This is a genomic window from Brachybacterium sp. HMSC06H03 (assembly GCF_001807385.1).
Taxonomy (GTDB): Bacteria; Actinomycetota; Actinomycetes; order Actinomycetales; family Dermabacteraceae; genus Brachybacterium; species Brachybacterium conglomeratum.
Genome location: NZ_KV788929.1, coordinates 1 through 11,833, shown reverse-complemented (window position 1 = coordinate 11,833; position 11,833 = coordinate 1). Strand labels below are relative to the sequence as shown.

Annotated in this window: 12 protein-coding genes and 1 pseudogene; 8 read left to right on the top strand and 5 right to left on the bottom strand. The window is 72.9% G+C overall.

Annotated elements, in window-relative coordinates; all coding sequences use genetic code 11:
• A pseudogene (locus HMPREF3159_RS14105) lies at positions 1–1,008 on the bottom strand (hypothetical protein); the annotation flags it as partial.
• A 79-nt stretch (positions 1,009–1,087) separates the two neighbouring features.
• Here HMPREF3159_RS14105 and HMPREF3159_RS14100 point away from each other — a divergent pair.
• The 6 genes from HMPREF3159_RS14100 to HMPREF3159_RS14075 all read left to right on the top strand — a co-directional run bounded on the left by HMPREF3159_RS14100 (position 1,088) and on the right by HMPREF3159_RS14075 (position 5,897).
• Positions 1,088–1,492 carry a GntR family transcriptional regulator gene (locus HMPREF3159_RS14100; RefSeq protein ID WP_070501765.1) on the top strand — a complete coding sequence of 135 codons (405 nt, stop codon included), beginning with the start codon at positions 1,088–1,090 and terminating at the stop codon, positions 1,490–1,492.
• Between the two features lie 34 nt (positions 1,493–1,526).
• A complete protein-coding gene (locus HMPREF3159_RS14095; RefSeq protein WP_070501762.1) occupies positions 1,527–2,048 on the top strand; it encodes a GNAT family N-acetyltransferase in 522 nt (173 codons plus the stop codon).
• 168 nt (positions 2,049–2,216) lie between these two features.
• Positions 2,217–3,845: a 13E12 repeat family protein gene (locus tag HMPREF3159_RS14090; RefSeq protein ID WP_246821644.1), complete on the top strand. Its 1,629-nt coding sequence runs from the start codon at positions 2,217–2,219 to the stop codon at positions 3,843–3,845.
• A gap of 57 nt (positions 3,846–3,902) precedes the next feature.
• A complete protein-coding gene (gene pheA, locus HMPREF3159_RS14085) occupies positions 3,903–4,880 on the top strand; it encodes a prephenate dehydratase (protein WP_070501761.1) in 978 nt (325 codons plus the stop codon).
• 1 nt (position 4,881) lies between these two features.
• Complete coding sequence (locus HMPREF3159_RS14080) at positions 4,882–5,421, top strand: YdeI/OmpD-associated family protein (RefSeq protein ID WP_070501760.1); 540 nt, start codon at positions 4,882–4,884, stop codon at positions 5,419–5,421.
• Between the two features lie 122 nt (positions 5,422–5,543).
• Positions 5,544–5,897: a hypothetical protein gene (locus HMPREF3159_RS14075; protein ID WP_070501759.1), complete on the top strand. Its 354-nt coding sequence runs from the start codon at positions 5,544–5,546 to the stop codon at positions 5,895–5,897.
• Positions 5,898–5,899: 2 nt separating this feature from the next.
• Here HMPREF3159_RS14075 and HMPREF3159_RS14070 read toward each other — a convergent pair whose 3' ends face one another.
• Positions 5,900–7,051: a diacylglycerol/lipid kinase family protein gene (locus HMPREF3159_RS14070; RefSeq protein WP_070501758.1), complete on the bottom strand. Its 1,152-nt coding sequence runs from the start codon at positions 7,049–7,051 to the stop codon at positions 5,900–5,902.
• Positions 7,052–7,113: 62 nt separating this feature from the next.
• Here HMPREF3159_RS14070 and serS point away from each other — a divergent pair, with 62 nt between their 5' ends.
• Positions 7,114–8,385 (top strand): serine--tRNA ligase, encoded by a 1,272-nt coding sequence (serS, locus tag HMPREF3159_RS14065; protein ID WP_070501757.1) that lies wholly within the window; start codon positions 7,114–7,116, stop codon positions 8,383–8,385.
• A 94-nt stretch (positions 8,386–8,479) separates the two neighbouring features.
• A complete protein-coding gene (locus tag HMPREF3159_RS14060; protein WP_070501756.1) occupies positions 8,480–9,346 on the top strand; it encodes an HAD family hydrolase in 867 nt (288 codons plus the stop codon).
• Here HMPREF3159_RS14060 and HMPREF3159_RS14055 read toward each other — a convergent pair.
• From HMPREF3159_RS14055 to HMPREF3159_RS14045, 3 genes are read right to left on the bottom strand one after another with little or no spacing between them, the layout of a single operon-like run.
• Entirely contained in the window at positions 9,337–9,762 is a 426-nt protein-coding gene (locus tag HMPREF3159_RS14055; RefSeq protein WP_070501755.1) for a hypothetical protein, read from the bottom strand. The two genes, HMPREF3159_RS14060 and HMPREF3159_RS14055, sit on opposite strands and share 10 nt — an antisense overlap.
• Positions 9,759–10,739, bottom strand: coding sequence for an NAD(P)H-quinone oxidoreductase (locus tag HMPREF3159_RS14050; RefSeq protein ID WP_070501763.1), 981 nt, complete (start codon positions 10,737–10,739; stop codon positions 9,759–9,761). Before HMPREF3159_RS14050 ends, HMPREF3159_RS14055 begins: the two co-directional genes overlap by 4 nt.
• 44 nt (positions 10,740–10,783) lie before the next feature.
• Positions 10,784–11,761 (bottom strand): MDR family oxidoreductase, encoded by a 978-nt coding sequence (locus HMPREF3159_RS14045; RefSeq protein ID WP_070501754.1) that lies wholly within the window; start codon positions 11,759–11,761, stop codon positions 10,784–10,786.
• Positions 11,762–11,833: the final 72 nt, after the last annotated feature.

Here is an 11,833-nt window from a genome sequence, read left to right as displayed (position 1 = left end):
GAGCGCCCGGCCGACGGCGGCGAGGCGCCGGCGCCGGGCGAGCGCCGGGACCAGCACGATCACGAGGCCGATCACGCCGAGGACGAGCCAGGACCCGAGCGCGGGGACGGTCGCGGCATCCACCAGCCGGGCCGCCTCGGAGCGGTCCCAGGCGAGCTGCTGCGCGTCGTCGCTGTCGGTGCCGCGGAAGGGCTGGCCGGGGATCAGCCCGTCGGCGCTCGCGTCGTGGGAGGAGAGCACGGTCGCGACCACGTCGGTGATCATCACGACGCCGGTCTGCTTGGTGGCGCCGGAGGTGAGGGCCTGGCCGGGCAGGGCGGTGTCCATCGCGACCTGCAGGCCGACGGTGCGGGAGGCGACCGCGCCGGTGCGCTCGACCTCCTCGGGATGCTCGGGGTCGGTCGCGGCGACGGAGACCAGCAGGGTGCGCGGCAGGTCCGCGGCCTCGCAGCCGCCGAGGTCCTCGAGCGCCGCGGCGACGGCGCCGTCGAGCTCCGTGAGCGCCTGCTCGCGCGAGGGGTCGTCGTGGTCGGGGACCGACGGGGCGATCAGCTCGACCACGTCCCCTTCCTGGAGCGCGCCGGCGACGGCGGCGGGGTCGTCGGTCTCGGTCACCTCTCCCGGCAGCTGCTCCCACTGGTCCGTCGGCGGGGTGGGGATGCCGCTGGTGCGCGGCGCCTTCTCGGCCAGGCCCCGGTAGCCGGTGTGCAGCGTCTCGAGTCCCTGCCGCTTCGTGGAGACGACGGTGGTGGAGGTGGTGTTCATGGCGCCCACGCCGGAGCGGTCCGCGAGGCACTGCAGCGTCGGCGTGCTCTCCGCGTCGATGTCCTCCCAGGTCAGGCCCGCGGTCGCGATCACCAGGCGCACGGGTGCGTCGGCCTCCGCGCCGCCGTCGGCCCGTGCGGAGGCGCCCGGCAGCAGCGCGAGCGCGGCGAGGAGCGCGGGCAGCATCACCCGGAGTGTGCGGGCGAGGGTCAGGGAGGCGGAGCGGGCAGGGGAGGCGGGCACGCCCCGATGCTACGGGGCGGTCCTCGACACCGGCCGTGACGTGCACGAGGCCTCCACGCCCTCCGCCTATCGTGTCCTCATGCCCTCACCTCAGCCCCCGTACGAGCAGGTCCGCCGCGAGATCGTCGAACAGGTGCGCGGCGGCGAGCTCAGGCCCGGCGACCGCCTCCCCGCCATCCGGGCGCATGCCGAGGACCTCGGCCTTGCCGCCGGCACCGTCGCCCGCGCCTACAAGATGCTCGAGGAGGCTCAGATCATCGTCACCCGCCGCGGCGCGGGCACGACGATCGCTCCCGGCGCAGTGGAGAACGCCCGCCGGGAGGTCGAGACCGCCGAGCGCGAGGACGGCGGACCCGTCGATCCGGCGCTGCTCTCCCTGTTCGCCGGCCCCGTCGCCGAGGCCCGCACCCGCGGCGCCCGCGACGTCAAGATCCTCGCGACCGTGCGGGCGGTGCTCGCGGGGGAGAGCGCGGCCGGGCAGTGAGGCGGTCCAGGAGTCGGTCGTCGAGCCGCGCGGCGTGAGGATCCGCCTCGAGCGCCTGGGCCCGGGGCATGGCGAGGAGATCCTCACCGGCCAGGACGAGGCGCTGGCCAGGGAGATCGTCGGCCGCCCCTGGGACCGGGAGCGCCTCGAGGAGTTCCTCGCCCGCTGCGCGCGCTGGCGCGAGGACGGCCCGGTGGTCGAGTTCGCCGCGCTCGAGGGGGGCAGCGGCCGGCTGCTCGGCGGGGGAGGGCTGAACCGGCTCGCGCCAGGGCTCGCACCGGGCCAGGTGGCGCTGACCTACTGGCTGCTCGCCGGTGCCCGGGGGCGCGGTCTCGGCGTCCCGCTCGCGTCGGCGCTCGTCGAGCGGGCACGGGATCTCCCGCCGGCCCGCGGCACGGCGCTGCGGGAGGCCGTGCTCCTGATCGCCCCGGACAACACCGCCTCGCAGAGCGTCGCCCGCACTCTCGGCGCCCGGCCGACGGGCGAGCTCGTCCCGCACCCCGCTGGCGGCACCTGTCGGGCGCAGCGCTGGGTGCTGGAGCTGCGGGAGAGATGACCTCGGTCAGCGCTTCGACCTCTCCTCCACATCCCGCACGCTTCCACATCTCCCGTCGGCCTGTGGCGGTCGCGCACTTCGAATGTCAGGGTGGGTCCGTAGGCTGATGACCAGCTGGAACACCCAGCACGGCGGCATCGACGACGAGTCCACGAGGAGGTGGGGGCGATGACCACGATGGACCACCGCTCCGTGCCGTCTCCCGCCTCTGCGCGGTCCTCGCGCAGCTCGTCGGCCGGGCCGTCGGCCTCCCGCGCTCCCGCCTCACGCGGCCCTGTGCCGCGCACCGCGACGGCCCCTCCCCGTGCCCGCGTGCGGGCACGGGCACGGCTCACCGAGGACTCCCTCCTGCGCCGCGGCGGCGTCGAGCCCGGCGCCGACGCTCGCACCATCGCGCGCCTGCTCGAGGAGGAGCGGGAGGACTCCAGGCGCCACGCGCGCCGGCTCGCCGACCTCGCCCCCTTCTGGATCGACCACGAGCACCCCGACCTCGACGACGACCGCGAGGAGCGCAGCCTCGCCGTCGCGATCGCGACCCGCACCACCACCGCGATCGCCTCCTATCGGATCGCGGACGCGCACACCGCCGTCACCGAGATGCCTGCGACCTTCGAACGACTCGCCGCCGGGGACATGCCCGTCGAATGGCACACGCGCATGCTGAAGGCGGTCCGCGACCTCACCGCCGTCCAGCGCGCCCAGGTCGACGAGATCGTCGCCTCCTGGGATCTCGCCTCTGTGCCTGCGGACCGCTTCCGTGACGAGCTGCGCCAGCTGCGCTCCTGGTTCGACCGCGAGATGAGCGCCCCGCGGCCCGAGTCGCTGCGCGACGTGTCCCTCGAGAACTCACTGCACGACGACGGCACCGCCTGCCTGCGCATCACCGGCCCGATCCCCGAGATTCTCGATCTCGCCCGGCGCCTGGACCGCTCCGCGAAGACGGTCCAGGCGCGCCAGCGCCGCGCCCTCGAGGCAGGCGAGCCGATCCCCTTCGACCTCGACGGGGACGTGGCTCGCGACGGTAAGGCCACGAGCCAGGCGGCGCTGCGCTATGCGATCCTCCTGCGCACCGAGCTCGACACCGGCGGGGTCGAGATCCCCGCGCCGCGGCACCGCGTGAACGTCGTCGTCCCCGTGCTCACCCTGATGGGCCTCAGCGACACCCCGGCCCTGTACGACGGGATCCATCCGCTGCCCGCGCAGATGGCCCGCGACCTCGCCGCCGCCGAACCCGTCTGGCACCGCGTCCTCGCCGACCCCGCGGACGGCGGATTCCTCCTGCTGCCCGCCGAGCGCTACCGCCCCTCCGCCGAGCAGGTGGAGCATCTGCGGCTCCTGCACCCGCGATGCGCCGCGCCCTGCTGCACGCACACCACCACCGACGACGCCGAGAACGACCACATCGAGGAGTTCGACCACGCAGATCCCGCCCGCGGCGGACCGACCAGCCTCCACAACCTCCACCGCCTCGACTGGAGGCACCACGATCTCAAGACCGCCGGTCGCATCGATCCCGTGCGGGAGCCCGACGGCGCCACCACCTGGACGGTCGGCTCCCCGGCCCTGATCACCACCTGGGTCGCACCACGCGGTGACCTCGCCGCGCCCCATCACGCCAAGGCGCTCATGGAGTCGTGGGAGGAGTTCTGCTGGCACCGGGACCTCGACCAGATGCAGGCGAACGGCGAGATCGACCGGATCATGCAGGAATGGGGACCGGCGGACCCCCTGCACGACCCACCGCCCGACCCCGAGGACGAGAGCCGCGCGTACTGGGAGCAGGGCCCGCCGTTCTGAGACGGGGGGCTGCTCTGCCCGTCTCTGCCCAGCTCGGCACCCGAGTACCCTTCCCCCATGCGGTACGGATTCCTCGGTCCCGAGACGACCTTCACCCACCAGGCACTCCTCCAGGCGCTCACGGAGATCCCCGAGGAGTTCCGGGCCACCGAGCCCGAGCTGGTGCCCTTCGCCTCGGTCGCCACCGCCACCACCGACCTGATCGCCGGGGACATCGACGCGCTCATGGCCCCGATCGAGAACTCCGTCGAGGGGGGCGTCTCCGGGACCCTCGACGTGCTCGCCGCGACCGACTCCATCACGATCGTCGCCGAGCAGACCGTGCAGATCACCTTCGTGCTCGCCGCCCGCGAGCAGACCGCGCTCGAGCAGCTGACCACCGTCTCCTCCCACCCGCACGCCCAGGCGCAGGTGCAGGAATGGCTGCGCACCAACGTTCCTGGCGCGCACATCGCCGCCGCCTCCTCGACCGCCGCCGCGGCCCGCGACCTCGCGAGCATGAGCGAGGACGAGGCCTGGGGCCGCGCCGCGGTCTGCTCGCCGCTGGCGGCGGAGCACTTCGGCCTCACCGTCCTCGCCGAGAGGATCGAGGACCACGCCGGCGCGATCACCCGCTTCGTGCTCGTCACCCGCGAGGGCCGGATCCCCGCCCGCACCGGCTCCGACAAGACCACCGTCGTGATCCAGCTGCCGCACAACCGCTCCGGCGCCCTGCTCGAGGCGCTCGAGATCCTCGGCTCCAACGGCGTGAACATGTCCCGCATCGAGTCCCGGCCCGTCGGCGACTTCCTGGGCCGGTACTCCTTCTCCCTCGACCTCGAGGGGCACATCGAGGACCGGCGGGTCTCTGCGGCGCTGCGCTCCCTGCACCGGCTCTGCCCGGTGGTGCACTACCTCGGCTCCTACCCGCGGGTCGACGGCGAGCAGCCCGAGGTGCGCGAGGACTTCGCCGACCACGCCTACGACGAGGCGCACGACTGGCTCGAGCGCCTGAGCGGCATGATCACCCCCGCCGACCCGACCACGGAGATCTGAGATGGCCCCGAAGACACCCGTCACCGTCACCGGCACCGCCCAGGTGCGTGCGATCGACGAGCGGCTGATCCTGCCGCTGCCGCAGGAGGCGAGCGCGCAGCTGCCCTCCCGCGGGCAGGTCGCCGTCCATGCCGTGATCGGCGGTCAGGAGCGTGACACCGTCGTCGAACCCGACGGGCGCAAGGGGCACTGGATCGACCTCGACGCGGAGCTCGTCGATGCTCTCGAGGCGAGCGAGGGAAGCTCGGTCGAGTTCACCCTCACCACCACGAAGGACTGGCCCGAGCCGGAGGTCCCCGCGGACCTCGCCGCCGCGCTCGAGGACGCAGGCGATCTCGCGGAGACCTGGCCGTCGCTCACCCCGATGGCGCGCTGGGAGTGGGTGCGCTGGATCGGTGCGACCCGCAGCGAGAGCACCCGCGCGAAGAGGGTCGACGTCTCCATCGACAAGCTCCGCAACGGCTCTCGCCGCCCCTGCTGCTTCGACCTCTCCTCCTGCACCGACCCCGAGCTCGCCCGCAGCGGCAAGCTGCGGGAGTGAGAGGCGTGGAGGCTCGGATCCGTTCGCGTCGAGCCTTCGGCGTGACCGCGGCAGCGGCCGGTCTCGGACTGGTCCTCGGCGGTTGCGGGCTCCTGCGCGGGCGCCGACGACGGGAGATCGAAGTGGCCGTGAGCTCCGGACTCGTCGATGCCGTCATGGCGGTCGACGAGGATCGCGAGCCGCGTGACGTCGCCGCGGCCATCGGCGACGAGTTCGCCTGGGACCGCTTCACCGTCTACACGATCGGGACGCCGGGGGAGAAGATCAACGAGGAGCCCGGGATGATCGTCGAGCCCGGCGAGCACTACACCACGCAGGAGATCCTCTACGTCTTCCACCGGGACGGCGTCGCCGTGCGAGGCGTGCCGCTGCCCTTCGAGAACCTGGCGTACGGGGCAGGGGCCTGGTGGGGTCCGCGCACGCGGCTCCTCTGGGACGACGAGTGGGGCACGCATCTCGAGGACCCCGACGCCTGAGCTCAGGGCTTCGAGGGGTCCGTGCTCTCCGGGACCCGCAGTCGCAGCACGCCGGGATCGACGGTCGCGATCAGGTGCGTCGCCTCGATGTCGGTGTCCCCGTCGAGCTGGACGGGCTGCGCCTTCGCCGTCGTCACGCGGATGCCGGTGGTCAGGTAGCGCTCCATCGTGGAGAGCTTCGGCCCCACCTTCGGGACCAGCTTCGGGTTGATCACCTGGGTGGCGACCTGGCTGAAGCCCGCCGCGCCGCGCCAGCCGGCGACGACCACCTCGAGGCGGCCGTTGTCGATCGTCGCATCCGGCATCAGCACGAAGCCGCCGGGGAGCTTGCCGACGTTGCCCAGCAGCACGGTGCGGGCCTTGTGGGCGTGGCGGGTGTGGTCGGGCAGCTCGACGACGACGTCGACCGAGCGGCCGAGGATCGTGCGGACCCCGCCGAAGACGTAGGCGACCCAGCCGATGCGCTTCTTCATCCGCGGGTCGGTGTAGCCGATCATCTCGGCGTCGGCGCCGAAGCCCGCGATCACCAGGAAGATCTGCTTCGGCGCGGACTGCGCCGTCGCGGGGGAGTCCCCATAGCGCAGCCAGCCGACGTCGACCTGGTGGTCCTTGCCGGTCAGCGCCGCGACCATCGCCGCGGCCGGGTCCTCCAGGGGGATGTCGACGTTGCGGGCCAGGAGGTTGCCGGTGCCGGAGGGGATGATGCCCATGCGCGTCTCGGTGCCGGCGAGGACGGAGGCGACCATGCGCACGGTCCCGTCGCCGCCCGCGGCCATGACCAGATCCGCGCCGTCGGCGACCGCCTGCTCGGTCTGTCCGCGACCGGGATCGTCGATCGTGGTCTCGTAGAACTCGACCTCCGCGCCCTCGACCCGCTCGACGACCTCGGAGATCCGTCGGCGGAAGTCGTCGGTGCCCTCGAACTTCGAGGGGTTCAGGACCACGGCGATGCGGCGCAGACGCTCCGGGTCGTGCGGGTCCTCGCCGTCGTCCGGATTCTCGTGCGCCTCGGCCCGGGCTGCGCTCTCGGACTTCAGTGCGGAGAGCTCACGGCGGTGCCGGCCGAGGCGTCGAAGCACCACGACCAGCAGGACGACGGCGATGATCGTGGTGACCACCGAGGCGATGCTCAGCAGCAGCAGGGTCAGATCCATGTGCCCACAGTAGCGGCGCGGCCCCGCCGCGATAGGCCCGCGCACGCAGGTACCCTGGAGCAATGATCGATCTGCGGCTCCTGCGAGAGAATCCCGACGTCGTCCGAGCGGCCCAGCGGGCCCGGAGGCGCGACGCCTCCACCGTCGATGCGGTGCTCGAGGCCGACTCCCGCTGGCGCGAGGCCACCTCCGCCTTCGAGTCCGCGCGCGCCGAGCAGAAGGCCTTCGGCAAGAAGGTCTCCCAGGCCAAGGGCGAGGAGAAGCAGGCGCTGCTGGCCGAGGTCAAGCAGCTCGCCGCCGACGTGAAGCGGCTCGAGGCCGAGTCCGGCGAGGCGCTCGCCGTCCGCGACGCGGCCCTGCGCGAGATCCCGAACCTCGCCGAGGGCGCCCCTGAGGGCCTCGAGGAGGACTTCGTCGTCCGCGAGACCGTCGGCGAGATCCCGAGCTTCGACGTCGAGATCAAGGACCACCTCGAGATCGCCGAGGGCCTGAAGGCGATCGACATGGCCCGCGGCGCGAAGGTCTCCGGCGCCCGCTTCTACTTCCTCACCGGCGTCGGCGCCCAGCTCGAGCTCGCGATCCTGAACTCCGCGATCGACCAGGCCACGAAGGCCGGGTTCACCCCGATGATCACCCCCACCCTGGTGCTGCCCGAGGCGATGGAGGGCACCGGCTTCCTCGGCGAGCACGCCGACGAGGTGTACCACCTCGACAAGGGCGACGACCTCTACCTCGTCGGCACCTCCGAGGTGGCGCTGGCGAGCTACCACAAGGACGAGATCCTCGACCTCTCCGGCGGCCCGATCCGCTACGCCGGCTGGAGCGCCTGCTACCGCCGCGAGGCCGGCAGCTACGGCAAGGACACCCGCGGCATCATCCGCGTGCACCAGTTCCACAAGGTCGAGATGTTCTCCTACTGCCGCATCGAGGACTCCTACGAGGAGCACGAGCGGCTGCTGGACTGGGAGCGGGAGATGATGGCGCGGATCGACGTGCCCTACCGCATCATCGACACCGCCGCCGGCGACCTCGGCACCTCCGCCGCCCGCAAGTACGACTGCGAGGCGTGGATGCCCAGCCAGAACACCTACCGCGAGCTGACCTCCACCTCGAACACCACCCAGTTCCAGGCCCGTCGGCTGAACATCCGCGAGCGCACCGAGGACGGCCTGCGCCCCGTCGCCACCCTCAACGGCACGCTCGGCACCACCCGCTTCATCGCCGCGATCCTCGAGAACCACCAGCAGGCCGACGGCTCCGTCGTCGTGCCGGAGGGGCTGCGGCCCTATCTTGGCGGGCGCGAGGTCTTCGAGGTCTCGGGCGGCGCTGCCTGAGATGCCCTTCCCCCGACCCCTGAAGCGACTGCGCGAGGCTCTTCGTCACCGTCGGTTCACCCGTTCGTCGGCGGCCGATGGCACACTGCCGCGCATGGGCGCCTCCCTCACGACCACCGACCGGACCGCCGCGCGGGAGCGCCTGGCCGAGCACCTCGACCGGCTCGACGGGAAGGCGCTGCTGATCGGCCTGGACGTCGACGGCACCCTCGTCGACCACGACGGGCGGATGACCCCGGAGATGCGGGACGCGCTGCGCGGCGCCGCGAGCACGCACACCGTCGTCATCGCCACCGGCCGCTCCCTCGGCGCGACCCTGCCGATCGTCGAGGCCGCCGGGATCACGCGCGGCTACGCGGTCTGCTCCAACGGCGCGGTGACCGTCGAGATGGACCCGGAGGCCGAGGGCGGGCACCGCATCGTCGACACCCGCTCCTTCCAGCCCGGGCATGCCCTGCGCACCCTGCGCGAGGTCGCGCCGGACGCCCACTACGCGGTCGAGACGGCCGACGGCGGCTTCCACTCGACCACCGGCTTCCAGGACGCGAGCTTCGGCGTCGAGGCGACCGAGACCGCGCTCGACGACCTGATGGAGCTGGAGGCGGTGCGCGTGGTCGTCCACGTCCCCGATCTCTCCCCGCAGGAGTTCTCGAAGGTCATCGCCGAGTCCGGGGTGCACGGCGTCGAGTACTCGATCGGGTGGACGGCCTGGCTGGACATGGCCGCGCCCGGCATCTCCAAGGCCAGCGCCCTCGAGGTGATCCGCGACCGGCTCGGCATCGAGCGGCGGGCGACCGTCGCCGTCGGCGACGGCTTCAACGACACCGAGATGCTCACCTGGGCCGAGGTCGGGGTCGCGATGGGGCAGGCGCCGCAGGGCGTGAAGGACGTCGCCGACGTGGTCACCGAGTCGATCTACGAGGACGGGACCGTGCTGGTGCTGGAGCGCTTTCAGCGCTGACGACGACGGTACGCGCGGAGCCAGGCCTCGGAGTCCTTGACGGCCTGCTCGTTGGCGTGACGGATCGGGCGGGCCCAGCGGGGGTAGAAAAGGTCGGGGAGCGGGATGAAGTACATCATCGCCCCCAGGAAGAGGACGAAGGACAGTGCGGCCAGCGGCAGTGTGACGAGGCCGAGGTAGATCCCTACCACCGGCAGCATGAAGGCAGCGAAGCACAGGCACATGACGCCGAACATCGGTGCGCCGAGCACCGCCCAGCGCTCGTCGCGCAGGCGTTCGCCGAACTCGCTGCCCATCCAGGCCCGAGCTCGCTCGGAGTGGCCGCGCCGGGCCCAGGCCGTGTAGGCGAGGCAGAAGACGCCGACGAGCGTAAGGCCTGCGGCGACGAGGAGTCGGGTCGTGAGCTGATCGCTCATGCGCTGCGGCGGCGTCGCCCCCGACGATGCCCGTCGGCCGACTTCTCGACCTCCAGGATGACCTTGCCCAGGTGGCCTCCGGTGCGGAGGATCTCGTGGGCGCGAGCGGCCTCGGTCAGCGGGAGCCGCTCGTGGATCGGGACCTGCAGCTCCCCGGAGGCCAGCAGCGGCCAGACCAGGTAGCGGGTCGCCTCGAGGATCGCCGCCTTGTTCTCCACGGGGCGTGACCGCAGCGTCGAGCCGATCACGCGGGCCCGCTTGGCCATCAGCTGCCCGATCGGCAGCTCGCCGCTCGCACCGCCGAGCGTCCCGATGATCACCAGGCGACCGCCCTCGTTGAGCATCGCGACGTTGTCGGCCAGCGCCGAGCCGCCGACGACGTCCAGGATGACGTCCGTGCCGCCCGCCTCGCGCACCGCGTCGGGCAGGTCGATGATCCGGCGGTTCCACGCCTGGTCGGCGCCGAGCTGGGCGACGATCGGCAGGGCGTCGTCGCTGCCGACGGTGGTGAGCACACGGGCGTCCATGCCCTTCGCGAGCTGGATGGCGACCGTGCCGATGCCGCCCGTGCCGCCGTGGACCAGGACCGTCTCGCCCTCGCGCATCCCCGCCTCGAGCACCAGGTTCGAGACGACCGTCGCGGCGGCCTCGACCACCCCGGCCGCGTCGATCAGGCCCATGCCCTCCGGGGCCGGCAGCAGCTGGCCCTCCGGCACGGCGACGACCTCGGCGTAGCCGCCGCCGGCGAGCAGGGCGACGACCTCCTCGCCGGTGTCGCGGCGTCGGCCGGAGACCTCGAGGCCCGGCAGCTCGGAGGCGCCGGGCGGGGGCGGGTACTGGCCCGCGGCCTGCGCCAGATCGGCGCGGTTCACGCCCGCGGCGACGACGTCGACCAGCACCTCGCCGGGGCCGGGAGTGGGTTCCGGCAGCTCGACGAGCTCGAGCTCGCCCTCGCCGACGATGGTGATCGCGCGCATGGTCCTCTTCTCGGTCGTCGGGTTCTCCGTGTCCGGGCTCGCCGTCATCGTCCCACCTCGACGACGGTGCGGCCGCGGATCCGCCCGGCCAGCACCTGCTGCGCAGCGGGGATCGCGTCGGCGAGGCCGATGATGGTCGTCATCGAGTCCAGCAGGGCCAGGTCGAGCTCGCTCGCCAGCGCCGCCCAGGCCCGCTCGCGCAGCGGCAGCGGGCACTCGACGGAGTTGATGCCGGCGAGGGTGACGCCGCGCAGGATGAACGGCAGCACCGTCGTGGGCAGGTCCGGTCCCTGCGCGAGGCCGAAGGCGGCGACCGTGCCTCCCCAGGAGGTCTGCGCGAGAACGTTCGCGAGGGTCGTCGAACCGACCCCGTCGACCGCGGCGGCGAAGCGCTGCGACTGCAGGGGACGGCCCGCCTCCTCCGACAGCTCGCGGCGGTCCACGACCTCGGCGGCGCCGAGGGAGCGCAGGTACTCGCCGTGCTCCTCTACCCGGCCCGTCGAGGCGATCACGCGGTGGCCACGACCGGCGAGCAGCGTGATCGCGACCGAGCCGGCGCCGCCGGAGGCGCCAGTGACCAGCACGTCCCCGTCGGCCGGGGTGAGGCCTGCGTCCTCGAGGCGCAGCACGGCGAGCATCGCGGTGAAGCCGGCGGTGCCGATCGCGGCGGCGCGCTGCGGGGTGAGGGCGTCGGGCAGATGGACGAGCGCGTCGGGCCGCACGCGGGCACGGGTCGCGAAGCCGCCGTGGCGGGACTCGCCGATCCCGTCGCCGTTCAGGACGACGGCGTCGCCGGGGGAGAAGCGGGCATCGGCGGACTCCGTCACCGTGCCGACCAGGTCGATGCCCGGGATGAGCGGGTGGGCGCGGGCGATGCCCTTGCCGGCCAGGGCCATCGCGTCCTTGTAGTTCAGCGACGAGAACTCCACGTCGAGCGCCACCTCGCCGGTCAGCAGGGACTCGTCGGCGTCCTCCAGCAGGCGCGGTGCCGCGCCCTCGGAGTCGATCAGGATCGCGCGCATCAGGGCTCCTCACGGTGGGGCATCACGGTCGGCACCAGCGTATGCCCGTTACCTTGTGAGCACCCCGATGGA

Excerpts from the sequence above, each read along its gene's own strand:
- HMPREF3159_RS14100 (WP_070501765.1), top strand. The coding sequence starts at position 1,088 with ATGCCCTCACCTCAGCCCCCGTACGAGCAGGTCCGCCGCGAGATCGTC.
- HMPREF3159_RS14090 (WP_246821644.1), top strand. The coding sequence starts at position 2,217 with ATGACCACGATGGACCACCGCTCCGTGCCGTCTCCCGCCTCTGCGCGG.
- pheA (WP_070501761.1), top strand. The coding sequence starts at position 3,903 with ATGCGGTACGGATTCCTCGGTCCCGAGACGACCTTCACCCACCAGGCA.
- HMPREF3159_RS14080 (WP_070501760.1), top strand. The coding sequence starts at position 4,882 with ATGGCCCCGAAGACACCCGTCACCGTCACCGGCACCGCCCAGGTGCGT.
- HMPREF3159_RS14070 (WP_070501758.1), bottom strand. The coding sequence starts at position 7,051 with ATGGATCTGACCCTGCTGCTGCTGAGCATCGCCTCGGTGGTCACCACG.
- serS (WP_070501757.1), top strand. The coding sequence starts at position 7,114 with ATGATCGATCTGCGGCTCCTGCGAGAGAATCCCGACGTCGTCCGAGCG.
- HMPREF3159_RS14060 (WP_070501756.1), top strand. The coding sequence starts at position 8,480 with ATGGGCGCCTCCCTCACGACCACCGACCGGACCGCCGCGCGGGAGCGC.
- HMPREF3159_RS14055 (WP_070501755.1), bottom strand. The coding sequence starts at position 9,762 with ATGAGCGATCAGCTCACGACCCGACTCCTCGTCGCCGCAGGCCTTACG.
- HMPREF3159_RS14050 (WP_070501763.1), bottom strand. The coding sequence starts at position 10,739 with ATGCGCGCGATCACCATCGTCGGCGAGGGCGAGCTCGAGCTCGTCGAG.
- HMPREF3159_RS14045 (WP_070501754.1), bottom strand. The coding sequence starts at position 11,761 with ATGCGCGCGATCCTGATCGACTCCGAGGGCGCGGCACCGCGCCTGCTG.